This is a genomic window from Streptomyces sp. R41, assembly GCF_041053055.1.
In the GTDB taxonomy this organism is placed as follows: Bacteria; Actinomycetota; Actinomycetes; order Streptomycetales; family Streptomycetaceae; genus Streptomyces.
Map to the genome: position 1 here is coordinate 7,445,495 of NZ_CP163443.1, position 25,907 is coordinate 7,471,401.

At 70.1% G+C, this 25,907-nt stretch carries 23 protein-coding genes; 18 read left to right on the forward strand and 5 right to left on the reverse strand.

Features of this window, described 5'->3' with window-relative positions; all coding sequences use genetic code 11:
- Positions 1–192 precede the first annotated feature (192 nt).
- Both AB5J53_RS34030 and AB5J53_RS34035 read right to left on the reverse strand, forming a co-directional pair.
- A complete protein-coding gene (locus AB5J53_RS34030) occupies positions 193–3,231 on the reverse strand; it encodes a tetratricopeptide repeat protein (protein WP_369249431.1) in 3,039 nt (1,012 codons plus the stop codon).
- Positions 3,228–5,066 carry an HSP90 family protein gene (locus tag AB5J53_RS34035; RefSeq protein ID WP_369249432.1) on the reverse strand — a complete coding sequence of 613 codons (1,839 nt, stop codon included), beginning with the start codon at positions 5,064–5,066 and terminating at the stop codon, positions 3,228–3,230. Before AB5J53_RS34035 ends, AB5J53_RS34030 begins: the two co-directional genes overlap by 4 nt.
- 167 nt (positions 5,067–5,233) lie before the next feature.
- Between AB5J53_RS34035 and recG the strand changes: the two genes are divergently transcribed.
- The 8 genes from recG to mutM all read left to right on the forward strand — a co-directional run bounded on the left by recG (position 5,234) and on the right by mutM (position 13,406).
- A complete protein-coding gene (recG, locus tag AB5J53_RS34040; protein ID WP_369249433.1) occupies positions 5,234–7,447 on the forward strand; it encodes an ATP-dependent DNA helicase RecG in 2,214 nt (737 codons plus the stop codon).
- A gap of 18 nt (positions 7,448–7,465) precedes the next feature.
- Positions 7,466–8,239 (forward strand): 16S rRNA (guanine(966)-N(2))-methyltransferase RsmD, encoded by a 774-nt coding sequence (rsmD, locus tag AB5J53_RS34045; protein ID WP_369249434.1) that lies wholly within the window; start codon positions 7,466–7,468, stop codon positions 8,237–8,239.
- Between the two features lie 26 nt (positions 8,240–8,265).
- On the forward strand, positions 8,266–8,745 hold the full coding sequence (gene coaD / locus AB5J53_RS34050) for a pantetheine-phosphate adenylyltransferase (protein WP_369252632.1): 480 nt from the start codon (positions 8,266–8,268) through the stop codon (positions 8,743–8,745).
- Positions 8,746–8,844: 99 nt separating this feature from the next.
- The gene (locus tag AB5J53_RS34055) at positions 8,845–9,915 is read left to right on the forward strand and encodes an ATP synthase F0 subunit B (protein ID WP_369249435.1); all 1,071 of its coding nucleotides are present in this window, start codon (positions 8,845–8,847) and stop codon (positions 9,913–9,915) included.
- A 236-nt stretch (positions 9,916–10,151) separates the two neighbouring features.
- Complete coding sequence (locus AB5J53_RS34060; RefSeq protein WP_369249436.1) at positions 10,152–10,796, forward strand: DUF177 domain-containing protein; 645 nt, start codon at positions 10,152–10,154, stop codon at positions 10,794–10,796.
- A gap of 2 nt (positions 10,797–10,798) precedes the next feature.
- Positions 10,799–10,972: a 50S ribosomal protein L32 gene (gene rpmF, locus AB5J53_RS34065; RefSeq protein WP_028802425.1), complete on the forward strand. Its 174-nt coding sequence runs from the start codon at positions 10,799–10,801 to the stop codon at positions 10,970–10,972.
- Positions 10,973–10,991: 19 nt separating this feature from the next.
- Entirely contained in the window at positions 10,992–11,849 is an 858-nt protein-coding gene (rnc, locus tag AB5J53_RS34070) for a ribonuclease III (RefSeq protein WP_369249437.1), read from the forward strand.
- 696 nt (positions 11,850–12,545) lie between these two features.
- A complete protein-coding gene (gene mutM / locus AB5J53_RS34075) occupies positions 12,546–13,406 on the forward strand; it encodes a bifunctional DNA-formamidopyrimidine glycosylase/DNA-(apurinic or apyrimidinic site) lyase (protein WP_369249438.1) in 861 nt (286 codons plus the stop codon).
- Here mutM and AB5J53_RS34080 read toward each other — a convergent pair.
- Positions 13,379–13,789 carry a winged helix-turn-helix transcriptional regulator gene (locus AB5J53_RS34080; RefSeq protein ID WP_369249439.1) on the reverse strand — a complete coding sequence of 137 codons (411 nt, stop codon included), beginning with the start codon at positions 13,787–13,789 and terminating at the stop codon, positions 13,379–13,381. The two genes, mutM and AB5J53_RS34080, sit on opposite strands and share 28 nt — an antisense overlap.
- A 100-nt stretch (positions 13,790–13,889) precedes the next feature.
- Here AB5J53_RS34080 and AB5J53_RS34085 point away from each other — a divergent pair, with 100 nt between their 5' ends.
- From AB5J53_RS34085 to AB5J53_RS34110, 6 genes are all read left to right on the forward strand, one after another.
- Entirely contained in the window at positions 13,890–14,489 is a 600-nt protein-coding gene (locus AB5J53_RS34085) for a flavodoxin family protein (RefSeq protein WP_369249440.1), read from the forward strand.
- Positions 14,490–14,760: 271 nt separating this feature from the next.
- A complete protein-coding gene (locus tag AB5J53_RS34090) occupies positions 14,761–14,973 on the forward strand; it encodes a hypothetical protein (protein ID WP_369249441.1) in 213 nt (70 codons plus the stop codon).
- A 126-nt stretch (positions 14,974–15,099) separates the two neighbouring features.
- On the forward strand, positions 15,100–15,324 hold the full coding sequence (locus AB5J53_RS34095) for a hypothetical protein (RefSeq protein ID WP_369249442.1): 225 nt from the start codon (positions 15,100–15,102) through the stop codon (positions 15,322–15,324).
- Positions 15,325–15,668: 344 nt separating this feature from the next.
- On the forward strand, positions 15,669–15,962 hold the full coding sequence (locus AB5J53_RS34100; RefSeq protein ID WP_369249443.1) for a hypothetical protein: 294 nt from the start codon (positions 15,669–15,671) through the stop codon (positions 15,960–15,962).
- A 354-nt stretch (positions 15,963–16,316) separates the two neighbouring features.
- Positions 16,317–16,613, forward strand: a complete 297-nt coding sequence (locus AB5J53_RS34105; RefSeq protein ID WP_369249444.1) for a GYD domain-containing protein — start codon at positions 16,317–16,319, stop codon at positions 16,611–16,613.
- Positions 16,614–16,713: 100 nt separating this feature from the next.
- The gene (locus AB5J53_RS34110; RefSeq protein WP_369249445.1) at positions 16,714–16,899 is read left to right on the forward strand and encodes a hypothetical protein; all 186 of its coding nucleotides are present in this window, start codon (positions 16,714–16,716) and stop codon (positions 16,897–16,899) included.
- Positions 16,900–16,919: 20 nt separating this feature from the next.
- Here AB5J53_RS34110 and AB5J53_RS34115 read toward each other — a convergent pair whose 3' ends face one another.
- Entirely contained in the window at positions 16,920–17,885 is a 966-nt protein-coding gene (locus AB5J53_RS34115; protein WP_369249446.1) for a CAP domain-containing protein, read from the reverse strand.
- 154 nt (positions 17,886–18,039) lie between these two features.
- On the opposite strand from AB5J53_RS34115, the gene AB5J53_RS34120 reads away from it, so the two are divergent.
- From AB5J53_RS34120 to AB5J53_RS34135, 4 genes are all read left to right on the forward strand, one after another.
- Positions 18,040–18,321 carry an acylphosphatase gene (locus tag AB5J53_RS34120; protein WP_369249447.1) on the forward strand — a complete coding sequence of 94 codons (282 nt, stop codon included), beginning with the start codon at positions 18,040–18,042 and terminating at the stop codon, positions 18,319–18,321.
- A 380-nt stretch (positions 18,322–18,701) separates the two neighbouring features.
- Positions 18,702–18,905: a hypothetical protein gene (locus AB5J53_RS34125; protein WP_028802434.1), complete on the forward strand. Its 204-nt coding sequence runs from the start codon at positions 18,702–18,704 to the stop codon at positions 18,903–18,905.
- A gap of 208 nt (positions 18,906–19,113) precedes the next feature.
- Positions 19,114–23,118 carry an AAA family ATPase gene (locus AB5J53_RS34130; RefSeq protein WP_369249448.1) on the forward strand — a complete coding sequence of 1,335 codons (4,005 nt, stop codon included), beginning with the start codon at positions 19,114–19,116 and terminating at the stop codon, positions 23,116–23,118.
- Between the two features lie 252 nt (positions 23,119–23,370).
- Positions 23,371–24,789 (forward strand): sugar porter family MFS transporter, encoded by a 1,419-nt coding sequence (locus tag AB5J53_RS34135; RefSeq protein ID WP_369249449.1) that lies wholly within the window; start codon positions 23,371–23,373, stop codon positions 24,787–24,789.
- Between the two features lie 92 nt (positions 24,790–24,881).
- Here AB5J53_RS34135 and AB5J53_RS34140 read toward each other — a convergent pair whose 3' ends face one another.
- On the reverse strand, positions 24,882–25,871 hold the full coding sequence (locus tag AB5J53_RS34140) for an LLM class flavin-dependent oxidoreductase (protein ID WP_369249450.1): 990 nt from the start codon (positions 25,869–25,871) through the stop codon (positions 24,882–24,884).
- Positions 25,872–25,907 lie beyond the last annotated feature (36 nt).

The following is a 25,907-nucleotide window of genomic DNA, read 5'->3' on the forward strand; positions in this document are numbered from 1 at the left end:
CCGTTCCCGACTTCGGGGGCTCCGCCCCAAGACCCCCGATCGGCCTGAACGGCCTCGTCCTCAAACGTCGGAGGGGCTGAAAATCAGCCCCTCCGGCGTTTGAGGAGCGGGGCTCTGGGGGCGGAGGCCCCAGGTACGGGACGGGTAGGAGCGGAGGGGGCGAAAAACGCCCCGCCCGCCCGGCGCCACCAATCAGCGCTCCGGACCCGCCCCCACCACCTCCAACATTTTCCCCGCCTCAGCGCGCCGCGCCTCCGCGGTCTCCCCCTCCACCCCTGCGTAAGCGGAAAGCACCGCACGCGCGCGTGCCCCGGCCGCGTCGGGACGCCGAAGGTCGGCCTCCAGCCACCCGGCGGCCAGTTCGGCACCGGTCCGGGCATCAAGGGCATCGTCCCCGAGGGAGCCGAACACCGAGATCGCCTGAGTGATGTGCGCCAGGGCCTCCTCGAACGCGCCCTGGGCGGCAGCCTCGTCCGCGTCGTCGGGCACGGACCGGGCCACAAGGTCCCCGAACTGGCGATAGGTGTGGCCGAGTTCGGCGACGAGGCGACGAAGTACGTCCTCATCCTCCGACGAGCCAGCCGACGAGCCAGCCGGCAAGTCGGACGGCAAGCCAAAGGGTGACTCGGACGGCAAGCCAAACGGCGACTCGGACGGCGACCCCGATGCGATGGACGCCCCCTCGACTGCCGCCTCGCACTCCCGCACCGCCACCAACATCAACTCCCGCGCCCCATCGAGCCCCACATCCGCACGGGCCGCGGCCCACGCACGCGCCCGCAGCGACCGGACCAGCCCGTGGACGTTGCCGAGGGCGCGCCAGAGGTCGCCGGCACGGGCGTACGCCTGGTCCGCCTCGGCGGGCAGCCCGGCGTGCCCAAGGGCCTCGGCGGCGAGATGCGCGAGCATCGCGTGGTCACGCTGTTCGGGCCAGTGCCGGGCGATGTCCGCGGCCCGCAGCCAGTGTTCGGCGGCCTCGCGGTGTTCGCCGAGCTCGGTGAGACAGTCGCCGAGCCACCACCGCGTCTGCACGATCGCACCGTCACCGTGCATGTCGGCGGTCAGATCGGGCAGTGCCGACTCCAGCACCTCGGCGGCCTCCGCCCACCGCCGCTGACGGAGCAGGAAACCGCCGAGCTGGTGCCGTGCCCAGGCGCCGAGCGTGCCGGCCTGGCCCGCCTCGTCGGCCCAGTGCGCGGCCTCCAGGGCGTGCTCCGAAGCGGGCCGCAACTGCCCACTGGTGCCGAGGATTTCAGCGAGCTGGAGGTGCAACTGGGCCTGGCCCATGGGTTCCAGGTACGCCCCTGCGTGGTCCAGCGCGGCGCGCGCCGCCCGTTCCGCCCTGTCCGTGTCGCCGAGGCGCAGGGCGATCCCGGCGAGCCGGGAGTCGTACTCGACGGCGAACCACGGCAGCCCGGCCGCCACGAACGTCTCCACGGCCAGCGAGAGCCGGTCCGTGGCCTCCTCGGCGTCCCCGGAACGCGCCGCGAGCTCCCCGAGCATCGCCTGCGCCTCCGCCGCCCGCGAGGCCAACGGGACGTCCGCCACATGCGGCTCGGCAAGCGCCAGCAACTCCCGCGCGGCCTCCTCGGCGTCGGTCACCACGACGCCACTGGCCTCCGTTTCGCCCCCGGCTTCATCCAGGCGGTGCATCAATATGCGTGCCCGCCCCACCAGCACGGATGCCGTCTGAGACACCCCCGTCCCGCCCTCCGCGAAGAGGGCGAGCACCTTCTCGTACGGCTCCGATACGGCCGCCAGGGCCTCCTCGGACCCGCCGGAGAGGGCGTGGACGTACGCGGCGCGGGCGCGGGCGGCGAGTGCCTCGCCGGGGTCGCCCGCCTCGGCGTACAACTCGGCCGCGCGGTGGAAGAGTTCGACGCCCTCCGGACCCCGGCCCATGGCCGCGTGGTCGGTCATCTCCGCGCGGTCGCGGACATCCAGCTCGTGGCCCTCGGCGGCCCGCGAGACCGTGGCCCACGCCTCGACGGCGTCCGGGCTCCGCAGGGCCGAGAGCCGCCGGGCCTCGGCGAGCAGCGCGGACAGGTCCGGCTCGGTGGCCGGTTGCTCGACGGCGCTCGTCGGAGGCGCCGGTACGGGGGTACGCGCGGGGCGTGCGGAGCGCACGCCCAGTGGGAGCCGGTCCACGAGCGGCGGCTGATCCATCCGCGCACGGGCGCGCTCACTGACGTACGGCGTGCCATTGCGCGCGTCGAACCGCGCGGCCAGCGAAAGTGCCTCCCCGCGCGCGTGGACGGCGAGTTCACCCGCGGTCCACGCGCGTCCGGCAGGCCCGGGCACGGTCTGTTCGCCGAGCCCGAGCGACGTCAGGCGGGCCATCAGGAGGGCCACCACCGCCATGAAGTCCAGCTTGCTGCGCGGGTCCCCGGAGTCCGTGAAGTACGACGGCCGCTCCGCGAGCAGCTCCAGGGCGCGCGCCTCGTTGCCGGAGAGCGCGCAGAACTCCACGTGGTCCGCGTACGCGCCACGCATGCTCTCCATGGCGCGCACCAGCCGGAAGCCCCGCAGGTGATGGGCACGCGCCTCGTCGACGCGTCCCAGCCGCAGCAAGGGCAGCAGGGAGGAGGCGAGGACGGTGTGCGGCTCGTGGGCGCAGGTGTACTCGCCCTCCAGGACCGGTCCCCACAGCTCCAGCGCCTCCGCGTCCGCGCCGCGCTCCGCCCGCCACCAGCCCTGGCTGTGCAGCTCGCAGGCGTGGCAGTCGGCCATGCTGTCCCGGTCGGCGGCCAGCCAGGCGGCGTAGGCCCGCTCGGCGCGCTCCAGGTCGCCCAGGTGGGCGGCGACGCTGAACTCGGCGCCGCGCACGGCCCGTTCGGAGTGTCCGGCCAGCCGGTAGCGGTGCTCCATCTCGCCGAGCCACTTCTCTATGGAGGCGAGCGGAATGTGCGGCTGGTCGAGCATTCCGGCGGACATCCACTTGAAGACCCAGTGCAGGGAGTGGATCTCGTACTCGTCGAAGTCCTCGGGGCGCTCGTCCCACATGCGCAGCAGGCGCGCGAAGGGGACGAACATCTTGTCCTTCTCGGAGCTGTAGTTGTAGACCTTCAGCTGGTGTCCGAGCGCCTCGATCACGGCGAGCGGGATGTTCAGCTTCTCGGCCTCGACGAGCAGCTGCTCCGCGCGCGCGTTGCGGGCGGGTCCCTCCGGCTGCTCGTAGTTGTCCGCCATCGCCTGGCGCAAGGTGTCGAAGTCCATGGCCTGGCTGCTCATCGGCGGTCGTCCTTCCCGGGGTCGGTGTGGGTGGCCCACTCCAGGAGGCCGATGAACGCGCGGTTGAGGAGCGCGGAGTCCGCGGGACGCAGCGGGCGCTGGGCCATCAGCAGGGCCTGCCCGTAGAGGGACTCCGTGGCGGTGCCGATCAGCTCCGGGTCGCTGAGTGAACTGATCCTTCGGATCAGCGGGTTGAGGTGGTTGAGCACCAGGCGCGCGCGTGGGGCGCTGCCGCGCAGCGAGCCGAGGATGCCCGCCCAGAGGTCGTCGGCCTGCTCCTCGGCCTCCGCGCGGGCCTGCTCGTGGCGGGCCGCCCGGTCGTCCAGGTGCAGCGCCGGGACCGACAGCGGGTGGAAGGCGCGCAGGGCCACATCGCAGCCCAGGGGGTCGAGTCTTGCCCGCGCGGCCGCCAGGAAGGCCGACAGGGCGAGCTCCTCGGCCGGGTCGACCGCGTCCAGGTGAGCCGTCACCGTGTCGGCGTCGAGCTCCGACACGGCCGTCCCCGGGCGTACGGACGGCAGTGCCTCGATCAGCTCGCTGTCGTACGTGTAGCCGCCGTTGATCACCCCGATGCCCTGTGCGGAGGCGATCGGCGCGACCTGCCGGTACTCCTCCACGGTCCGCGTGAAGTGCACTACGGGATGCCGCTGCGCGAACTCCTCCAGGGACAGCCGCCCGTCGGTCGTCTCGAAGGGCAGCCACGGCAGCATCGTGCGCAGCATCTCCTTGTCGTGCCGCGCAAGGGACTTCACGCCCAGGTAATGCACCGACAGGAAGGCGGCCAGCCGCTCCGGATCGCCCGCCGCGAGCCCGGTCAGCCAGGCCCGAATCCTCTCGCCCAGCGCCTCCCGTACGGCCGCGAGCGTCTCGTCCTCGTACAGCGACTCCCGCGACGCGGTGGGCCGCAGGCTGTCCGTGTCGAGGACACAGCGCACGAAGAACGCCCAGTCGGGCAGCAGCTGTTCGGCCCGCTCGGTGAGCAGCATGCCCTTCAGGTGCACGCGGTGGCCGGCGCGCTGGGCCGGGCTGACCGCGGACGGCAGGACGTACGCCACGCCCCGGATCCCGGCGAGCGGCACGTCCAGGTCGATCGACTCCAGCGGCGTGAAACCGAACAGGTCGTGGCAGTGCCGGGCCAGTGCCACCCTTCGGGTGGCGGGACTCGGATGGGGACGGTCCCAGGGCGCCGGAAGGTCCGCGATCACCTCGTCGCCGACACGCACGTCGTACGGCAGCAGCGACCCGAAGTCCCGCGCCAGCGACCGCACCCGCTCCTCACTCAGCCACTCGCCGGCCCCGGCGCGCGCCACCAGATGCACGGTGGTGCCCGGTTCGATGCGCGCCTCGTGCGGCAGCGTGCGCACGGTGTACGAACCGTCGTCGGCCGCCGTCCACTCCACGGGCGCCGCGTCGGGCGTACGCGCGCTGCGGCTGACGACCCGGATGCGCTCGGCGACGACGAAACACGCCAGCAGACCGATGCCGAACTGCCCGAGGAAGTCGGAACGCGCCGTCTCCAGACCGTCGTTCCGCTTGGAGCTGCGGCCGATGGTCGCGAGCAGGTTGTGCACGTCGGACTCGGTGAGCCCCACGCCGGAGTCCTCCACCCGCAGGGCGCCGCCCTCGGCGTACAGGCGCACGGTGGCCGGCGCGTCCGACTGTTCGGCGCGCCGCGCGGTGATCGCGTCCACGGCGTTCTGCAGCAGCTCGCGCAGATAGACCTTGGGACTGGAGTAGAGATGATGGGAGAGCAGGTCCACCAAACCGCGCAGGTCGACCTGGAACGTATGAGGTGACTGGGGTGCCTGTGATGGCTGTGAAGTCTGGGAGTCCATCGTCGCTGCGCCGGTGGGTGGGGGGACGGGCGACGGCGCGGGGTCGGGCGGTCCCGGCGAACGGTGACCGCGAAGAGGGCCGGAGCGGGCCATCCTAGGCCTGGAACGACCCGCCTGACCAGCGGATTTCCGGGACGTATACGGCATTGTCAGTCCTGTGGTGTGCAATGGATCTCGTGCCCGTGCTCGAAGAACCACTGAAGAAGGTGCTCGGTCCCGCCACCGCGAAGGTGATGGCCGAGCACCTCGGCCTGCACACCGTCGGCGATCTGCTGCACCACTATCCGCGCAGATATGAGGAGCGCGGGCAGCTCACCCACCTCGCCGACCTGCCCATGGACGAGCATGTGACGGTGGTCGCCCAGGTCGCCGACGCGCGCCTGCACACCTTCGCCTCGTCCAGGGCTCCCCGCGGCAAGGGTCAGCGCCTCGAAGTGACCATCACGGACGGCAGCGGCCGCCTCCAGCTGGTCTTCTTCGGCAACGGCGTGCACAAGCCCCACAAGGACCTCCTGCCCGGCACGCGCGCGATGTTCTCGGGCAAGGTCTCCGTCTTCAACCACCGCCTCCAGCTGGCCCATCCGGCGTACGAGCTGCTGCGCGGCGACAGCGACGACGCCGCCGAGACCGTCGACTCCTGGGCGGGCGCGCTCATCCCGATCTACCCGGCCACCGCCAAGCTGGAGTCCTGGAAGATCGCCAAGTCCGTGCAGACGGTGCTGCCCAGCGCCCAGGAGGCCGTCGACCCCCTCCCGGACTCCCTCCGGGACGGCCGCGGCCTGGTCGCCCTCCCCGAAGCCCTCCTGAAGATCCACCGTCCGCACACCAAGGCGGACATCCACGACGCCCGTGCCCGCCTGAAGTGGGACGAGGCCTTCGTCCTCCAGGTCGCCCTGGCCCGCCGCCGCCATGCCGACGCGCAACTCCCGGCCGTGGCCCGCAAACCCACGCCGGACGGCCTGCTCACCGCCTTCGACGCCAAGCTGCCCTTCACCCTCACCGAGGGCCAGCAGAAGGTCTCCAAGGAGATCTTCGACGACCTCGCGACCGAGCATCCGATGCACCGGCTGCTCCAGGGCGAGGTCGGAAGCGGCAAGACGATGGTGGCCCTGCGCGCCATGCTCGCCGTCGTCGACGCCGGAGGCCAGGCCGCGATGCTCGCGCCCACCGAAGTGCTCGCCCAGCAGCACCACCGGTCGATCACGGAAATGATGGGGGAGTTGGCCGAGGGCGGCATGCTCGGCGGGGCCGAGCACTCCACCAAGGTCGTGCTGCTCACGGGCTCCATGGGCGCGGCGGCCCGGAGGCAGGCGCTGCTCGATCTGGTCACCGGCGAGGCCGGGATCGTCATCGGCACGCATGCGCTGATCGAGGACAAGGTGCAGTTCCACGACCTGGGCCTGGTCGTGGTCGACGAGCAGCACCGCTTCGGTGTCGAGCAGCGCGACGCCCTGCGCGGCAAGGGCAAGCAGCCCCCGCACCTCCTGGTCATGACCGCCACGCCCATTCCGCGCACGGTCGCGATGACCGTCTTCGGCGACCTGGAGACCTCCGTCCTCGACCAGCTCCCCGCCGGCCGCTCGCCGATCGCCAGCCATGTCGTCCCGGCCGCGGACAAGCCCCACTTCCTCGCGCGCGCGTGGGAGCGCGTGCGTGAGGAAGTGGAGAACGGCCATCAGGCGTACGTGGTCTGCCCCCGTATCGGGGACGAGGAGGACGACCCCAAGAAGACCAAGAAGAAGTCCCCCGAGGACGAGGCGGAGAAGCGCCCGCCGCTCGCCGTCCTCGACGTCGCCGACCAGCTCACCAAGGGCCCCCTCCAGGGCCTCAAGGTCGAGGTCCTGCACGGCCGTATGCAGCCCGACGACAAGGACGCCGTCATGCGCCGTTTCGCCGCGGGCGAGACCGACGTCCTGGTCGCGACCACCGTCATCGAGGTCGGGGTGAATGTGCCGAATGCCACAGCGATGGTGATCATGGACGCCGACCGGTTCGGCGTCTCCCAGCTCCACCAGCTGCGCGGACGGGTCGGCCGAGGCTCGGCCGCCGGACTCTGCCTCCTGGTCAGCGAGATGCCCGAGGCCAGCGCGGCCCGCCAGCGGCTGAACGCGGTGGCGTCCACGCTCGACGGCTTCGAGCTCTCCCGAATCGACCTGGAACAGCGCCGCGAGGGCGACGTCCTCGGCCAGGCCCAGTCCGGCGTCCGCTCCTCGCTGCGCATGCTCGCCGTCATCGACGACGAGGAGATCATCGCCGAGGCCCGCGAGGAGGCCGCTGCGGTGGTGGCCGCCGACCCGGAGCTCGAGCGGCTCCCGGGACTGCGCACGGCTCTCCAGGCCCTGCTCGACGAGGAGAGGGAGCAGTACCTGGACAAGGGGTGATGCCAGCGCCCCGAGGTGATGACATGCGCTCCTGAAGATGATGACAGCGCTCCTGAAAAGGGGCGCGGGTCCGTATCGACATACGGCTCCGCCGCGCGGGCGCGAGCCACCGGATCGAACCCACGGTCGCCCCCGACGCGCAGCACCCCCCACTCCCGCCTGCCAGACTGGATCCGTAATCATCCGCTCGAACAAGGACCCGAGATGACCCGCGTGATCGCCGGCGCAGCCGGCGGACGCCGCCTAGCCGTCCCGCCGGGCACCGGCACCCGGCCCACCTCCGACCGGGCGCGCGAGGGCCTCTTCTCCACCTGGCAGTCCCTGCTCGGCGGCCCGCTGGAGGGGGAGCGCGTGCTCGACCTGTACGCCGGTTCCGGCGCCGTCGGCCTGGAGGCGCTCAGCCGTGGAGCCGGACACACCCTGCTCGTCGAGGCCGACGCCCGCGCGGCCAAGGTCATCCGCGAGAACGTGAAGTCGCTGGGCCTTCCGGGCGCCGAGGTCAGGTCGGGCAAAGCGGAGCAGATCATCCAGCAACCGGCGCCGGCAGACCCGTACGACCTGGTCTTCCTGGACCCGCCCTACGCCGTCTCGGACGACGATCTTCGCGAGATTCTGCTCACACTCCGGGCGCAGGGCTGGCTAGCGGCCGAAGCCCTCGTCACCGTGGAGCGCAGCACCAGAGGCGGCGAATTCGGGTGGCCGGACGGCTTTGCAGCGCTCCGGGCCCGTCGTTACGGCGAGGGCACGTTTTGGTACGGTCGCGCCGCCTCTACGTGCGAAGACGCACGATGACCGGACCGGAGAGCGAGGGACCACAGTTGCGCCGCGCCGTCTGTCCGGGGTCATTCGACCCCATCACCAATGGACACCTCGACATCATCGCCCGCGCCTCCAGGCTCTACGACGTCGTGCACGTCGTGGTGATGATCAATCAGGCGAAGAAGGGCCTGTTCACCGTCGACGAGCGGATCGAGCTGATCCGCGAGGTCACCGCCGAATTCGGCAATGTCCAGGTCGAGGCCTACCACGGCCTGCTCGTCGACTTCTGCAAGCAGCGCGACATCCCCGCCATCGTGAAGGGCCTGCGCGCGGTCAGCGACTTCGACTACGAACTCCAGATGGCCCAGATGAACAACGGCCTCTCGGGCGTCGAAACGCTGTTCATCCCGACCAGCCCCACCTACAGCTTCCTCTCCTCCTCGCTGGTCAAGGAGGTCGCGACCTGGGGCGGAGACATCTCCCACCTGGTGCCGCCGGTGGTCCTCGAGGCGCTCAAGGAGCGGCTCGGCAAGGGCTGAGCTCCTGACAGTCCGTCACCCGGTGTCGGGCGGGGCAGGAGTGGTCGTACAGTCGACCCGTCCGTCTCCATCACAGCTGTAGAGAGTGGCGAGCACACGGTGGACGTGCAGAAGAAGCTCGATGAGATCGTCGCGGCGGTCGGCAGCGCCCGTTCCATGCCCATGTCGGCCTCGTGCGTGGTCAACCGCTCCGAGCTGCTCTCGATGCTCGAAGAGGTGCGCCAGGCCCTGCCCGGCTCCCTCGCCCAGGCCGAGGAACTGATCGGCGGCCGTGAGGAAATGGTCGAGCAGGCCCGTCAGGAGGCCGAGCGGATCATCCAGTCCGCGCACGCCGAGCGCGGCTCCCTGATCTCCGACACCGAGGTCGCCCGCCGCTCCCAGAACGAGGCGGACCGCATCCTCGCCGAGGCCCGCAAGGAGGCCGAGGAGATCATCGCCGAGGCCGACGACTACGTCGACTCCAAGCTCGCCAACTTCGAGGTCGTCCTCACCAAGACGCTCGGCTCCGTGGGCCGCGGCCGCGAGAAGCTCCTCGGCACCGGTCCCGGCGTCGACGAGCAGGGCTACGAGGACGAGGACGCCCCCGAGCGCAGCCACGACCCGGAGACCCTGCGCCGCAACGCCGACGAGTACGTCGACGTGAAGCTCGGCGCCTTCGAGGCCGTCCTGGCCAAGACCCTGGAGGCCGTCGGGCGCGGTCGGCAGAAGCTGCACGGCCGGATCGCCAGCGACGACCTGGGCCTGCTCACGGACGACGGGACGACCGTCCAGCACACCAGCGACGCCGACTACCTGGCCGGCCTCGTCGAGCTCTCCGAAGCCCCCGAGCAGCCCGTCCAGACGCCCGAGGTACCGGCTCAGCCGTCCTACGGGCAGCAGGACGCCTACGCGTACCAGCAGCAGGCCGATCCGTACGGTTATCAGCAGCAGTACGCCCAGCAGGACGCGTACGGCTACCAGCAGGCCGACCCGTACGCCGCCTACCCGCAGCAGCAGGGCTACGACCAGCAGCAGGCGTACGACCAGAGCCAGCAGCAGGCCTACGCCCAGCCGCAGGCCCACGCGCCGGACTCGCAGGGGCACGCCCTGGACGAGACCAGCCTGTTCGACACCGGCATGATCAGCGCGGAGCAGCTGCGGGCGTACGAGCAGGGGCGCGGCGGCCACTGAGCGCGGGGCTCGGCGGGCACGGAGTACGGGGCGCGGCGGGCACGGAGTACGGGGCGCGGCCGGGCTCCGGGCAGGGGGCGCACGCCGGTGCACGGGACCGGGAGCGCGCACCGGATTGGGCCGAGAGCGAAAGGTCCAGTATCCTGGCTCTTCGGTCGCGCGTACGTCCGCGATCAACGCTGCCCACGGAACACAAGGGGCCGCGTCCCCTTGAGCTTCGAAGATCGAAAGCAGGAATGGCTCTGAACACCCGCCTCGACCACCGCAACCCTCTCGTGTTCGACACACACGAGCTGGGGCGGCGTCCTGGCGCGCTGCAGCGCTTGACCCGCAGGATCGACGCTCCCAAGGATCTCGGGATCCAGGGAGTCATCGGAGTGCCGGAAGGCGCCCCGGTGGAGCTTGAACTCCGCCTCGAGTCGGTCATGGAAGGTGTGCTCGTCACAGGCACCGCCCGTGCACAGGCCGAGGGGGAGTGCGTAAGGTGTCTGGAGCCGCTCGAGCAGGAGCTCGAAGCGGACTTCCAGGAGATGTTCTCGTACCCTGACGCCGATGACCGGGGCCGCCCCAAAGCGGAACCGGCCGACGACGCCGAGGAAGACGAGGACAGGCTCTTCATCGAGGACGGCTTGTTCGACCTCGAATCCGTGCTGCGTGATGCGGTGGTGCTCGCACTGCCGATGCAGCCGGTGTGCCAGGACGACTGCCCCGGCCTGTGCTCCGAGTGCGGAGCCCGGCTGGCGGACGACCCGGACCACCACCATGACGCCGTCGACATCCGTTGGGCGGCACTGCAGGGACTCGCCGGTTCACTCGAAGATGGCGAGAAGGACGAGATGAGCGGCGCCGAAGCGGGCGTCGACGAGAAGCAGGAGAAGTAGCCGTGGCTGTTCCGAAGCGGAAGATGTCGCGCAGCAACACGCGCCACCGCCGGTCGCAGTGGAAGGCTGCGGTCCCCACCCTGGTTGCGTGCGAGCGCTGCCACGAGCCCAAGCAGCAGCACATTGCCTGCCCCGCTTGCGGCACCTACAACAAGCGCCAGGTCCTCGAGGTCTGAGCGGCTGGTGAGAGGTCTGATGTCTGACGCCAAGGCGGACTCAAACGCCAAGAAAAAGGCGGACAACACAGCCTCGTCCCACACGCTTCTGGAAGGGCGGCTCGGCTACAAGCTCGAGTCCGCCCTTCTGGTGCGTGCGCTGACCCACCGTTCCTACGCGTACGAGAACGGCGGTCTGCCGACCAATGAGCGCCTGGAGTTCCTCGGGGACTCCGTGCTCGGCCTCGTGGTCACGGACACGCTGTACCGCACCCACCCCGACCTGCCCGAAGGCCAGCTGGCCAAGTTGCGGGCCGCGGTGGTCAACTCGCGTGCGCTGGCGGAGGTGGGCCGCGGCCTCGAACTCGGCTCCTTCATCCGGCTCGGCCGGGGCGAAGAAGGCACGGGAGGCCGGGACAAGGCATCCATCCTCGCCGACACCCTTGAAGCGGTGATCGGCGCGGTCTATCTCGACCAGGGTCTGGACGCGGCGGGCGAGCTCGTCCACCGGCTCTTCGACCCGCTGATCGAGAAGTCCTCGAATCTGGGCGCGGGCCTGGACTGGAAGACCAGTCTCCAGGAGCTCACCGCGACCGAGGGGCTCGGCGTGCCCGAGTACCTGGTCTCGGAGACCGGCCCGGACCACGAGAAGACCTTTACTGCTGCCGCCCGCGTCGGAGGCGTCTCGTACGGCACCGGCACCGGCCGCAGCAAGAAGGAGGCGGAGCAGCAGGCCGCGGAGTCCGCGTGGCGTGCGATCCGTTCCGCCGCGGACGAACGCGCGAAGACGGCCAGGGCCGCCGAGAAGGCGGCTCAGGCCGCTGAGAAGGCGGCTCAGGCCGCCGAGGGATCCGCCGACACCCCCTCGGCCCCGACGAGCGACCCGGCCACGGCCTGATTCCTTCACAACTGAAGTAGCGAAGTACCGAGCCCCGCCGCAGCGCAACCGCGCTGCGGCGGGGCTCGTGCATGGACACGAGGCTCGTCCGGGCGAAGGGACGGGAACCGGCTGGAGGACGCCGTCATCGGCGGGCACAGCCTCCAGATCGGCGAGGTCCGCGGGTGATGTCACCGTCGTCACCGGGAGCCCGGGGGCTCCTCCAGGGAACCCGGCCTCATCCGGGTCAGGGACGCCGATCCCCTCGCGGGTCGCGGCGGCCTACGCCCACGCGATCGACGTGCTGGTCCAACTGCGGCTGAGGCAGAGCGAGTTGGACGAGGTCATACGGCTGAGCGGTCAGGGGTAGTCGGGCCTGCAACACGGCGGGATTGTGGATGCGCTCGTCCCACACGGCTACGTGGACCGGGCAGTACGGTTCCTCACGGAGCAGGCCGGGAGTCGTACCGGGCCTCCCAGCTCGCGGAGCTGCTCAACGCGCACGGCAGCGCGGAGGAGCTGCCTGAGCTGATCGACAGGGGGGCCATGGGCGTCGCCCGGCGGCTGCACCGCCTGCTCAGGAACAGGGGAAGGAAGCCGAGGCCCGCGCCCTCATGACCCACGGCCTCACCCCCGAAGGCCGCCCGGCCGGCCCCTGTTGAGCGCGAGGTACCCTGCGGGCATCGCCCCGTGTCCCGCCCCCTCCGGAGGAGTCCCGTGCCCGAGTTGCCCGAGGTCGAAGTCGTGCGGCGCGGCTTGGAGCGTTGGGTCAGCGGGCGAGTCGTGAAGACGGTCGAGGTGCGGCATCCGCGGGCCGTACGACGGCATCTGGCGGGGCCCGAGGGCTTCGCGCAGGCGCTCGCCGGGCAGCGCGTGGGCGAGGCCATGCGCCGCGGCAAGTATCTGTGGCTGCCCCTCGAAGACTCCCCGTACTCCGTGCTCGCGCACCTCGGCATGAGCGGCCAGCTCCTGGTGCAGCCGGAGGACGCCCCGGACGAGAAGCACCTGCGCATCCGCATCCGCTTCGAGGACGGCGAGGGCACCGAGCTGCGCTTCGTCGACCAGCGCACCTTCGGCGGGCTCTCGCTGCACGAGAACACCCCCGACGGCCTGCCGGACGTCATCGCGCACATCGCCCGCGACCCGCTCGACCCCCTCTTCGACGACGCCGCGTTCCACACGGCCCTGCGCGCCCGCCGGACCACGATCAAGCGCGCCCTGCTCGACCAGTCCCTGATCAGCGGGGTCGGCAACATCTACGCGGACGAGGCCCTCTGGCGCTCCAAGCTGCACTACGAACGTCCCACGGGAACCTTCACCCGGCCACGCACCGCCGAGCTCCTCGGCCACATCCGCGACGTCATGAACGACGCCCTGGCCGTCGGCGGCACCAGCTTCGACAGCCTGTACGTCAACGTCAACGGGGAGTCGGGCTACTTCGACCGCTCGCTCGACGCGTACGGGCGCGAGGGCGAGCCCTGCCGACGGTGCGGGACGCCGATGCGGCGGCGCGCCTGGATGAACCGCTCCAGCTACTTCTGCCCGAAGTGTCAGAAGGCGCCGCGCGTCTCGTCGTAACGCTGACGCGCTTCGAGCACGTCGTCCATGCGGCCCTCCACGAACTGGATGAGCGTCATCAGACGCTCGGCGACGTCGCGCCCGAGCGGAGTCAGTTCGTAGTCCACGCGGGGCGGGTTCGTCGGCTGTGCCTCACGGTGCACGAGGCCGTCGCGCTCCAGCGCGTGCAGGGTCTGGGACAGCATCTTCTCGCTCACGCCGTCGACACGGCGGCGCAGCTCATTGAAGCGGAGAGAGCCCTCGTGCAGCGCTCCGAGGGTGAGCGCGCCCCAGCGTCCGGTGACGTGCTCCAGCGTGCCCCGGGACGGGCAGCTCCTCGCGAACACGTTGTACGCGAGGTCCTGACACTCACCGCTCTCGGCGGTCTGCACGCTGGGCTTCATGGGGTTAACCATACTCCGGCGCAGCGCTAACCAGGAGGTTGCACTAACTAGAAGTTAGTGCTTTCCTTTGGTTACCACCCCAGTCAGAGGAGTTCCCATCGTGAGCACCCCCGTCGTCTCCATCGCCTACCACTCCGGCTACGGCCACACCGCCGTCCTCGCCGAGGCCGTCCGCTCCGGCGCCGCCGAGGCCGGCGCTCGGGTTCACCTGGTCAAGGTCGACGACATCACCGACGCCGAGTGGGAGCTGCTCGACGCCTCTGACGCGATCGTCTTCGGCTCGCCGACCTACATGGGCACCGCGTCGGGCGCCTTCCATGTCTTCGCCGAGGCGTCCTCGAAGCGCTGGTTCGGGCAGGACTGGAAGGACAAGCTCGCCGCCGGGTTCACCAACTCCGGCTCCAAGAGCGGCGACAAGCTGCACACCCTGCAGTTCTTCCAGATCCTGGCCGCGCAGCACGGCATGAACTGGATCAACCTCGGTCTGCACCCGGGCTGGAACAGCAGCTCCGCCTCCGAGCACGACCTCAACCGACTCGGCGTCTTCGCCGGCGCCGCCGCCCAGACCAACGTCGACGAGGGCCCCGAGACCGTGCACAAGGCCGACATCGCCACCGCCGAGCACCTCGGGCGTCGGATCGCGGAGGCGGCACGGGTGTTCGCGCTGGGGCGCGCGGCTGCGGCCGAGGTGGCCGCGTAAGCGTTTGCGGCGCGTACGTGTCGATGAATGTCCCGTGGCGCGTAAGCGATTACGTAAACGTTTGCGCAAGCGTTTAACGCGCCTACCGCGTCCGCGTAAGCCTTTGCGTGCCCACGAAGAAGCCGCGCTCACCCTGTCCTGGTGGGCGCGGCCTTCGCGTACCTCGAAGCGCAGCCGTCGGTCGGCTGACGTCACTCTTCTCGCTGCACACCACAGGCGACGCTCGCCTCCACGATGGACTCATAAATCGAACACGTGCTTGAATTTGTGCATGCGACCGTTTCCCGCCGACCTCGCCCGAGCGCAGCAGGAGTGGAGCGCCACCTACCGGCAGCTTGCGGAGCAGCCCGGCCGTACCGAGTTGCGCCGGCGCTCGTACCGGCTGTCGGCTCGGCTGTTCTTCCACCCCTACTGGCGGCAACGGCGCCAAGCGCCGCGGCGTGGTGGGCACCGCGTGACCTTGGACGGTCGGACCGGGACGTGAGCTGAGTGGCTTCATCACCGGATCTACCTGCGGCTTCAACGCGACGCGCTCTGCCGTCCGGCGGCTGAGGGTCCTCGAATGACGCGCTGGAATGCGGGGCCGTACATCCCGGATGATCCTGAAGGCGTGTCCGGACCGATTCGCGTGATCGTGCATCCACCGTCGCCCACCGGTGGTCGGCGCGTGCGCGTGGACGGCGAGATCCTCGGCCTGGCCCACAACGTGGCCGACGTCGCCGAGTTCCTCCGCCGAGCCGGCCTGGAGATCGACCCTGCCGAGGTCGCTGGGGTGCCGTGGATCGACTGGCGCGGGGTGGGGCCGGAACGCTGGGGCCCGGAGACAAGCAGCTGACGCTCTCCCCAGCCGAGAGGGCGCCTGGAGTCAACACGCTCTCCAGCGGTGTTGGTGGTCTCGGTGGCGGCGAACAGGGCCGTTCATCTGCGTTCATGCGCGGCCGGTCCTGGCAGCGGCCTGCGGCTTCGGTCCCGTCTGACCGTCTGTGAACGGCGCTGAATGAGACGGAAACTGAGACGGACGGCAGCTGGACGCTGGCTCACGGCCGGACCCACCTCGCCGGCGGCCTCGATGCCAACCCTCCCGCCCTCCTCTCCTGGCTTCGGTCACTCGGCCTGCGCCTGGGCGGTCTTCAGTACTTCTGCACCGATCGCATCGGCGACTACCACGCTTGGGCGAGAGTGGAAGGCGGCCGAATCGTCCGGGCCTACTGCTACGACGGGGCTGGCGGTGACGTCCCCCTACGACTCGGTGAGCCCACCGAGATCGAGCGCCCACTCGGTGTCGGACACAGGGGGCTGGAGGAGGGCTGGGAAAACTGGCACGACTCCGATTGGGATGACTGGCATGCCGCCATGCCGCATGAGGAGCACGTCATGGCCATCGCCCGGCACTGGGGAATCTGTCCTCTCGACATCCCGGAGGCGCCACCCGTGGACGAAGGCATCTACGGATTTCCAGCCGGCGCCGACTGACTGCCGCAGCGCCGAGAGGAGCGGGCCGTCGAGGATGACTCTCTGAGCTTGGGAATCTCGTGTGCTCAGGGCACGAGAGCTCTACTGACCTGCAGTGGAGCGGCGTCGGCACCTGATAGGACGCCGACTGGTTCCCCGGTGTTCCCCGTGGATCCGCGCACGATCTGGCACGGGTCTGGCACGGATCTCTTCGTGGGGATTCCTCGATTGACTACCTCGTGCCGTCGCAGGTCCCAAAGCACATCTCGCTGGTTCCAGCCACCGTTACTCATTCGGGTGCGCACCTTGTGCATATTTCGGCCACTACGCCCAGGATTAGCCTGGCGAAGCGTTCCCTCATGAAGGTGAAAGACCATGCCGACGTATGTCACGTTGCTGAACTGGACGGATCAAGGGATCCGAAACTACAAGGACACCGCGAAACGTGCCGAGGCCTTCGCCACAGCGGTACAGAAGCTCGGGGCGAAGCTCCTGAACATCTACTGGACCGTCGGTTCGTACGACCTCGTGGCCGTTGTTGAGGCGCCCGACGACGAAACCGCCACCGCAGCGCTCCTGCAGCTCGGCGGGGTGGGCAATGTCCGTACCACGACCCTGCGGGCCTTTGGCCGAGAGGAGATGGATCGCATCATCGCCAAGGCCGCTGGGTGAGGACATGTCAGACCTTGATGCCAAAGGCCCCGGATCTTGATAGGTCCGGGGCCTCGGGGATGGTTGCGGCGGTTGCTGTACTTCGCTGCCGTACGAGGCGATGGCCATAGTCGGCCTCGGCCTGTCCGCTCAGAGAGTGCACGTGGCCCCCGGCTTCACGCTGCGCACGTACACGCACCTGATGCCGTCGGGTGAAACCCGCACCCAGGCCGCCGTTGATCACGTCTTCAAGGACGATGAGCCTGCGGACGACGACAGCGCCGAGACGGCCCAGGGGGGTGAATAGGCCTCTGACCTGCGATTATCTCAGTAGCCGAAGTCCTGAGTCCACCACGGGCCGCCCGAGCCGAAGTGGGCTCCGACGCCGAGGGTCTTGAAGTCGCAGTTGAGGATGTTGGCGCGGTGGCCGGGGCTGTTCATCCAGGCTTCCATCACCGACGCGGCGGTGGCCTGGCCGCGGGCTATGTTCTCGCCGCCCAGGCTGGTTATCCCGGCTTTCGCCGCCCGGTCCCAGGGGCTGAGCCCGCTCGGGTCGGTGTGGTCGAAGAAGTCGCGCGCGGCCATGTCCTCGCTGAAAGTCTGGGCCAGGTCGGTGAGGGCACTGTTGGCGGACACCGCGCTGCAGCCCACCTTGGCCCGCTCCTCGTTGACGAGCTTGAGCACCTCGGCCTCGGCCGCGGCCTCGGCGGAGACCGCCACCGGGGCGGTGGTCTTCGGCGCCTTCGTGGCGGGCTTGGCGGGCTTCGCGGGCTTGGGAGCCTTCGTCTTGCTGGGCTTGGCGGTGGGCTCCTTCGAAGGCGTCGTCGTCGGCGCGACGGACGACGTCGCGGGAGCGGCCGAGCCCGAGGGCGACGCGGAGCGGTCCGCGTCACGGCTCGTCGACGTGTCGTCGCGGGAGTCCGCGCTGCCGGACGTGCCACCCTGCTGGGTCTCCAGGCCGGAGGGGGAGCTCGCGGCCTGCACGTTGTCGGAGTTGTTGCTGCCGCCGCCGAGCGAGTAGTTGTCGCTGCCGGGCAGCACTCCGGCCGCGACGGCGACAGTGCCCAGCGCCACGGCCGCCGAGACGCCGAGCAGGCCCGTGCGGACGGGGGTCGCGCCCTTCCTCTTACGGTGCGAGCGGGCGGCGGCGGTGCGCGGGAGGTCGGCGACTGCGGCGTAGCCGTACAGATTCTCCGGACCGTAGCTGTCCGTCCGCGTCTCGTGCGTTTCCGTGACCCCGGTGGCGCGGCCAGTGGCGGCGCGGCCGGCGGCGGAGCGTCGGTGGCGTCCCATCTCCTGGGCCTTCCTCGATCTTGCGGTCAGCGATCCTCAGTCGAACCTCACCCGAAAGAGTGAGTTTCATATGAGACTCATTGGGTCGGGACGGTACCCCATGCCGCAAGGGGAGGAAGTGCTCCGAGAGACATTGTCCGGTTAGCGTGCACCCATGAACGAGGTTGCACGGGTGGTCGTCTGGGTGCGCGGAAGGGTCCAGGGAGTGGGTTTCCGCTGGTTCACGCGGGCCAAGGCGCTGGAGATCGGCGGGCTGAGTGGCTTTGCTCTCAATTTGGACGACGGACGGGTCCAGGTGGTCGCGGAGGGCTCCCGGGACGGATGCCAGAGCCTGCTCGACTGGCTCCAGGGCGACGACACGCCCGGGCGGGTAGACGGAGTCACTGAGATCTGGGACACGCCCCGGGGGATCTACGACGACTTCGCCATCCGATGACGATGACCGGTGCAACAGCCCAGGCGGAAGCGGTATGGCATGCCACCGGCACCTGCCAGAAGCAGAAATGACCTGGTGGTTGCCAAGAACGGCTTGTCGTGGCAGGCTCCCCGATTAAGGATGATCTCCACGCCCTGAGGGCCCCGCAGGAGTCGCAGCGCAGCCGTTCAAGGGCCGCGCGACAGCGGGTTGCCCGCCAATACAGGGCGTGATCGTGTTGACCGTCAAACTTTTTGGTGAGACGCTGAAAGCCCCGCGCACCCTAGCTGTTTGGCATGTGGAACGGCAGCAGGACATCAGCAGTGTCAAGCATCGCGGGTGCGATTCCCTCACGACCCACACCGCTTCGGTCGGTCACTCAGTGTGGAGGACCATCCATCATGGCAAAGGCGCTTCTCGGTTACGTCGGCGGTTCCGACCCGCGACTCATTGCCGAGATGCGACGGCTCCAGCAGCGCGTACAGGACCTCGAATCCGAGCTCGTACGGATCCAGGCCGAGAATGACGCGCTCGCGGCTGCCGCTTCTCACGATTCGCTTCTCGAGAGCATCGACGTACCCCAGGCGGAGCCTGCGCTCACCTGATCACTGCACCGCACTACGACAGCAGTGGTTGGGCAGCCCCTATCAACCGCTAAGTTGTCAGATTTGCAAGGGACGCCCTTCGGCGTCCCTTCTTTCTTTCCCCCGCGCACAGTTCCATTCTCTTTAACGTCTGGTGTGCCCTGCACGTTCATGGGTGAAACCGCGCGTTCATGGAGTGAGACCGGCACGAAAGGTAGAGTCCGGCGGCGTGCACCTCAAGGCCCTGACCCTGCGCGGGTTCAAATCGTTCGCCTCGGCGACCACGCTGCGGTTCGAGCCGGGTATCACCTGTGTCGTGGGGCCCAACGGCTCGGGCAAGTCCAATGTCGTGGACGCCCTGAGCTGGGTCATGGGCGAGCAGGGGGCCAAGTCGCTGCGCGGCGGCAAGATGGAGGACGTCATCTTCGCCGGCACCACCGGCCGTCCACCGCTCGGCCGCGCCGAGGTGTCGCTGACCATCGACAACTCGGACGGGGCGTTGCCCATCGAGTACGCCGAGGTCACCATCACGCGGATCATGTTCCGCAACGGCGGCAGCGAGTACCAGATCAACGGTGACACCTGCCGTCTCCTCGACATCCAGGAGCTGTTGTCCGACTCCGGCATCGGCCGCGAGATGCACGTCATCGTCGGCCAGGGCCAGCTCGACTCCGTCCTGCACGCCGATCCGATGGGTCGCCGCGCCTTCATCGAAGAGGCGGCGGGCGTCCTCAAGCACCGCAAGCGCAAGGAGAAGGCGCTGCGGAAGCTGGACGCGATGCAGGCGAACCTCGCGCGCGTGCAGGACCTGACGGACGAGCTGCGGCGGCAGTTGAAGCCTCTCGGCCGCCAGGCGGCCGTCGCCCGCCGCGCCGCCGTGATCCAGGCCGACTTCCGGGACGCGCGTCTGCGCCTGCTGGCCGACGATCTCGTACGACTTCGCCAGGCGCTGCAGACCGAGATCGCCGACGAGGCCGCGCTCAAGGGACGCAAGGAAGCCGCCGAGGCGGAGCTGAAGAAGGCGCTCCAGCGAGAAGCTCTCCTGGAGGACGAGGTACGGCAGCTCACGCCGCGCCTCCAGCGCGCCCAGCAGACCTGGTACGAACTCTCGCAGCTCGCCGAGCGGGTACGCGGCACGATCTCGCTGGCCGACGCGCGCGTGAAGAGCGCCACTTCGGTGCCCGCCGAGGAGCGGCGCGGCCGCGACCCCGAGGACATGGAGCGCGAGGCCGCGCGGATCCGCGAGCAGGAGGCCGAGCTCGAAGCGGCCCTGGAGGCGGCTGAGCGGGCCCTGGAGGACACCGTCGCGCACCGCGCCGAGCTGGAGCGCGAGCTCGCCGTCGAGGAGCGCCGCCTCAAGGACGTGGCCCGCGCCATCGCCGACCGTCGCGAGGGCCTCGCCCGTCTCAACGGCCAGGTCAACGCCGCCCGTTCGCGCGCAGCCTCCGCACAGGCCGAGATCGACCGGCTCGCCTCCGCCCGCGACGAGGCTCAGGAGCGCGCGGTCGTGGCCCAGGAGGAGTACGAGCAGCTGAAGGCCGAGGTCGACGGGCTCGACGCGGGGGACGCGGAGCTGACGGAGCGACACGAGGCGGCCAAGCGGACGCTGGCCGAGGCGGAGGCCGCGCTGACGGCGGCCCGTGAGACGGCCACGGCGGCCGAACGCAGGCGCGCCGCCACCCAGGCGCGCCACGAGGCCCTCGCCCTGGGGCTGCGCCGCAAGGACGGCACGGGAGCGCTGCTCGGGGCGAAGGACCGTCTGACGGGGCTGCTCGGGCCCGCGGCCGAGCTGCTGTCGGTGACCCCCGGCTTCGAGGTTCCCCTGGCCGCGGCCTTCGGCGCCGCGGCGGACGCGATCGCGGTCACCACCCCCGCCTCCGCGGCGGAGGCCATCCGCCTGCTGCGCAAGCAGGACGCTGGGCGCGCGGCGTTGCTGCTGGCGGGCGCACCGGAAGAGCCCGGAGCGAGCAAGGCACGGGACGACGGCTCCGGCCGGCTGCCCGGGGCCGTACGCAGGGACGTTCCGGCGGGATCGGGCTCCCTTGCGGCAGGGCGGCCGGCGGCTGACCTGACAGGGCGGGGCGCCGGGCAGTCCACGGACGGTTCGGGCGTTCCCGCGGCGGCACGGCCCGCGGGCCCGCCGCCGGCCCACGGCGCCACCGATGACGTACGCCAGGAGGCCGAGACCGGGGCCGGGGAGCACCTGGCACCAGGCGTCGCGAGTGGTGCTCCCGGCGAGGTGCCCGCAACGGGGCGCGGCGATGCGTACGGCGCCTTCGATGACGTACGCCACGAGGCAGGGAGCGGTACGCGAATCGGGGTCGATGCCAGTGAGTACCGGGCGCCGGGTGGCGCGGGCGATGCGGCGCGGCACGGCGGCGCGTACGGCACCCCCGACGGCGTGTCCCCTCAAGTGCACCGGGCCGATGGGCTGCCCCCGTATGCCGCGGACCTCGTCCGGGGCCCCGCCGAACTCATGCCCGCCGTACGGCGACTGCTGCGCGGGATCGTCGTCGTGGGCACCCTCGAAGACGCCGAGGACCTCGTCTACGCGCGGCCCGAGCTCACCGCCGTCACCGCCGAGGGCGACCTGCTCGGGGCGCACTTCGCGCACGGCGGCTCCGCCGGGGCGCCGAGTCTGCTCGAAGTGCAGGCATCGGTCGACGAGGCGGCGGCCGAGCTCGAAGAACTCGCCGTACGCTGCGAGGAATTGACCGAGGCCCAGCACCTCGCCACCGAACAGCGCAAGGAACGGGCCGCGCTCGTCGAGGAGTTGGGCGAGCGGCGGCGGGCCGCCGAGCGGGAGAAGTCGTCCGTGGCGCAGCAGCTCGGGCGGCTGGCCGGACAGGCACGCGGAGCTGCCGGGGAGGCCGAGCGGAGCACGGCCGCCGCCGCTCGGGCACAGGAGGCGCTCGACCGGGCCGTGGAGGAGGCCGAGGAGCTGGCCGAACGGCTCGCCGTGGCCGAGGAGATGCCCGTCGAGGAGGAGCCCGACACCTCCGTGCGCGACCGGCTCGCCGCCGACGGCGCCAACGCGCGGCAGACCGAGATGGAGGCCCGGCTCCAGGTGCGTACGCACGAGGAGCGGGTCAAGGGGCTCGCGGGGCGGGCCGACGGACTCGACCGGGCCGCGCGCGCCGAACGTGAGGCACGCGCGCGTGCCGAGCAGCGGCGGGCCCGGCTGCGGCACGAGGCGGCGGTCGCCGAGGCCGTCGCCTCCGGCGCGCGTCAGCTGCTCGCGCACGTCGAGGTCTCGCTGACCCGGGCCGAGGAGGAGCGGGGCGCCGCGGAGAACGCCAAGACGCACAGGGAGCGGGCGCTCGGCGTCGCCCGCAACGAGGGCCGCGACCTCAAGGCGGAGCTCGACAAACTCACGGATTCGGTTCACCGCGGCGAGGTACTCGGCGCCGAGAAGCGGCTGCGCATAGAGCAGCTGGAGTCGAAGGCGCTGGAGGAGCTCGGTGTCGAACCGGCGGGACTGGTCGCGGACTACGGTCCCGACCAGCTCGTGCCGCCCTCGCTCCCCGCCGAGGGCGAGGAACTGCCCGAGGACCCGGAGCATCCGCGCAACCAGCCCCGGCCGTTCCACCGCGCCGAGCAGGAGCGGCGGCTCAAGTCGGCCGAACGGGCGTACCAGCAGCTGGGCAAGGTCAACCCGCTCGCCCTGGAGGAGTTCGCGGCGCTGGAGGAGCGCCACAAGTTCCTCAGCGAGCAGCTCGAGGACCTCAAGAAGACACGTGCCGACCTGCTTCAGGTGGTGAAGGAGGTCGACGAGCGTGTCGAGCAGGTCTTCACCGAGGCCTACCGGGACACGGCCCGGGAGTTCGAGGGGGTCTTCAGCCGGCTGTTCCCGGGAGGGGAGGGGCGGCTGATCCTGACCGATCCCGACAACATGCTCACCACGGGTGTGGACGTCGAGGCGCGGCCCCCGGGCAAGAAGGTCAAGCGGCTGTCCCTGCTCTCCGGCGGTGAGCGGTCGCTGACCGCCGTCGCGATGCTCGTGTCGATCTTCAAGGCGCGGCCCAGCCCGTTCTATGTGATGGACGAGGTCGAGGCGGCGCTGGACGACACCAACCTGCAGCGGCTGATCCGCATCATGCAGGAGCTGCAGGAGGCCTCGCAGCTGATCGTGATCACACACCAGAAGCGCACGATGGAGGTCGCCGACGCGCTGTACGGCGTCTCCATGCAGGGCGACGGTGTGTCGAAGGTCATCAGCCAGCGGCTCCGCTAGATACGTGTAGCCCACACCGGTCATGACCTGGGCTTCCTTCTGAGTTCAAGTATTGAACACAAGCGTCACACTCCTGCGCCGAAAATTCACAGCAGGAGAACTGTTGACTTCGATACTTGAAGGCATAGTCTCTGCAACGTTGCTTTTACCTTCAGGTGGTGGGCGGCGTGAAGTTGTGCGCCACTGGAACCACCCCTGAAGGGCTTGCCCCCACCCCACCGGCAGCGAGGCCGGTGGCCCGAGGAGTTACACGTGACCAGCACTGCGCAGGCACCTCAATCCGGAGCCCGGGAAGCTCATCCCGAGCATCTCGGCCATGTCATCTTCATCGCGGCGGCGGCCGCGATGGGCGGCTTCCTCTTCGGCTACGACAGTGCCGTGATCAACGGCGCCGTCGAAGCCATCCGAAGCCGTTACGACATCGGCTCCGCGGCGCTGGCGCAGGTCATCGCCATCGCGCTGATCGGCTGCGCCATCGGCGCGGCGACCGCGGGTCGCATAGCCGACCGCATCGGCCGCATCCGCTGCATGCAGATCTCCGCCGTCCTCTTCACGGTCAGCGCCGTCGGTTCGGCACTGCCCTTCGCGCTGTGGGACCTCGCCTTCTGGCGCATCATCGGCGGTTTCGCCATCGGTATGGCCTCCGTGATCGGCCCCGCCTACATCGCCGAGGTCGCTCCGGCCGCGTACCGCGGACGCCTCGGATCCTTCCAGCAGGCCGCGATCGTCATCGGCATCGCCATCTCGCAGCTGGTCAACTGGGGCATCCTGAACGCCGCCGGCGGCGACCAGCGCGGCAAGCTCCTCGGCCTCGAGGCCTGGCAGGTCATGCTCGGCGTCATGGTCGTCCCGGCCGTCCTCTACGGTCTGCTCTCCTTCGCGATCCCGGAGTCGCCGCGCTTCCTGATCTCCGTCGGCCGCGACGCCCGCGCCCGTGAGGTGCTGCAGGAGGTCGAGGGCAAGGACGTCGACCTGGACGCCCGCGTGCTGGAGATCGAGCACGCCATGAAGAGTGAGCACAAGTCGACCTTCAAGGACCTGCTCGGCGGCAGCTTCTTCTTCAAGCCGATCGTCTGGGTCGGTATCGGCCTCTCCGTCTTCCAGCAGTTCGTCGGCATCAACGTCGCGTTCTACTACTCCTCGACGCTGTGGCAGTCGGTCGGCGTCGACCCGTCGGACTCGTTCTTCTACTCGTTCACCACGTCGATCATCAACATCATCGGCACCGTGATCGCCATGATCTTCGTCGACCGGATCGGCCGTAAGCCGCTCGCGCTCATCGGTTCCGTGGGCATGGTCATCGGTCTCGGCCTGGAGGCCTGGGCCTTCTCCTTCGACCTCGTCGACGGCAAGCTGCCGGCCGCCCAGGGCTGGACCGCCCTGATCGCCGCGCACATCTTCGTCCTCTTCTTCGCCCTCTCCTGGGGTGTCGTGGTCTGGGTCTTCCTCGGCGAGATGTTCCCGAACCGGATCCGCGCCGCCGCGCTGGGCGTCGCCGCCTCCGCGCAGTGGATCGCCAACTGGGCCATCACCGCGAGCTTCCCGTCGCTGGCCGACTGGAACCTCTCCGCGACCTACGTGATCTACACGATCTTCGCCGCGCTCTCCATCCCCTTCGTGCTCAAGTACGTGAAGGAGACGAAGGGCAAGGCCCTGGAGGAGATGGGCTGAGCCTCCTGCCATAGGCTCCCCGAAACTCGGGGAGAAGGGCCAAGTCCCCGCTGCCCCTCTCCTCGTACTCGTAAGAGACGTACCGCCCCGGCTCAGCCCTCGATTCCTTCGAGGGCCCTGAGCCGGGGCAGTACGTTTTCGCAGAACAGGTGCAGACTGCGCCAGCCCTCGTCGATCGGCATCCCGCCGGACAGCGGATGCAGCACGAAGTTGTCCAGACCCTGCTCCACGCACGCGTCGGGCGTGAGGATCCGGTAGACGCCCTCGGCGCGCAGCTCGTCGACCGTCGTGGCCGCCGACTTCACCGCCGAGCGGATGTCGCCGGACTGCCAGGAGGCGTACGTCCGAGCCTCGTGCAGGAAGTGGCCGCCGTACTCCGCCCATGCCCGGTCCGGGTCCTCGGCGATGTGCAGCAGCGGGGTCTCGGCGGCGGGCATCATAGTCCAGCCCTCGGTGCCGTACTCGATGAGCCGCTCCTTGTAGTACGCCTCCAGCTCGGGAAGGTGCGCGCTGGGGAAGAACGGCAGCCCGAGCCGGGCGGCGCGACGGGCCGCGGCCTTGGACGAACCGCCGACCAGCAGCAGGGGGTGCGGATCCGAGAAGGGGCGCGGGGTGACCCGTACCGTACGGCCCCGGTACGCGAACTCCTCGCCCGTCCACGCCTTCAGCACCGTCTCCAGGAGCTCGTCCTGGAGCTTGCCGCGCCGCTTCCAGTCGACGTCGAAGAGGGCGTACTCCTCGGGCCGGTAGCCGATTCCGGCCACCGTGACGAGCCGTCCGCCGCTGAGCAGATCGAGTACGGCGATGTCCTCGGCGAGGCGCAGCGGGTCGTGCAGCGGGCCGATGACCGCGGAGACCGTGACCGCGATCTGCCGGGTCGCGCCGAAGACCGCGCCGGCGAACGCGAACGGCGAGGGCAGCCAGTTGTTGGCGACGCCGTGGTGCTCCTCGGTCTGCACGGTGGTGATCCCGCGGTCGTCGGCGTACGCGGCCATCTCGACCGCCGCCTTGTAGCGGGCACTCAGCGACGCGGGTGTGGCGTCGGGGTCAACGAGGTTGAAGCGTACGACGGTTACGGGCATGGGGAGTCCCCCTTCGTGTGTGGAGGGGGACGGTAG

What these genes read in the sequence shown, in the direction of transcription:
- AB5J53_RS34030 (WP_369249431.1), bottom strand. Translation starts at nt 3,231, where the DNA reads ATGAGCAGCCAGGCCATGGACTTCGACACCTTGCGCCAGGCGATGGCG.
- AB5J53_RS34035 (WP_369249432.1), bottom strand. Translation starts at nt 5,066, where the DNA reads ATGGACTCCCAGACTTCACAGCCATCACAGGCACCCCAGTCACCTCAT.
- recG (WP_369249433.1), top strand. Translation starts at nt 5,234, where the DNA reads ATGGATCTCGTGCCCGTGCTCGAAGAACCACTGAAGAAGGTGCTCGGT.
- rsmD (WP_369249434.1), top strand. Translation starts at nt 7,466, where the DNA reads ATGACATGCGCTCCTGAAGATGATGACAGCGCTCCTGAAAAGGGGCGC.
- AB5J53_RS34060 (WP_369249436.1), top strand. Translation starts at nt 10,152, where the DNA reads ATGGCTCTGAACACCCGCCTCGACCACCGCAACCCTCTCGTGTTCGAC.
- rnc (WP_369249437.1), top strand. Translation starts at nt 10,992, where the DNA reads ATGTCTGACGCCAAGGCGGACTCAAACGCCAAGAAAAAGGCGGACAAC.
- AB5J53_RS34080 (WP_369249439.1), bottom strand. Translation starts at nt 13,789, where the DNA reads ATGAAGCCCAGCGTGCAGACCGCCGAGAGCGGTGAGTGTCAGGACCTC.
- AB5J53_RS34090 (WP_369249441.1), top strand. Translation starts at nt 14,761, where the DNA reads ATGCGACCGTTTCCCGCCGACCTCGCCCGAGCGCAGCAGGAGTGGAGC.
- AB5J53_RS34105 (WP_369249444.1), top strand. Translation starts at nt 16,317, where the DNA reads ATGCCGACGTATGTCACGTTGCTGAACTGGACGGATCAAGGGATCCGA.
- AB5J53_RS34110 (WP_369249445.1), top strand. Translation starts at nt 16,714, where the DNA reads ATGGCCATAGTCGGCCTCGGCCTGTCCGCTCAGAGAGTGCACGTGGCC.
- AB5J53_RS34115 (WP_369249446.1), bottom strand. Translation starts at nt 17,885, where the DNA reads ATGGGACGCCACCGACGCTCCGCCGCCGGCCGCGCCGCCACTGGCCGC.
- AB5J53_RS34120 (WP_369249447.1), top strand. Translation starts at nt 18,040, where the DNA reads ATGAACGAGGTTGCACGGGTGGTCGTCTGGGTGCGCGGAAGGGTCCAG.
- AB5J53_RS34125 (WP_028802434.1), top strand. Translation starts at nt 18,702, where the DNA reads ATGGCAAAGGCGCTTCTCGGTTACGTCGGCGGTTCCGACCCGCGACTC.
- AB5J53_RS34140 (WP_369249450.1), bottom strand. Translation starts at nt 25,871, where the DNA reads ATGCCCGTAACCGTCGTACGCTTCAACCTCGTTGACCCCGACGCCACA.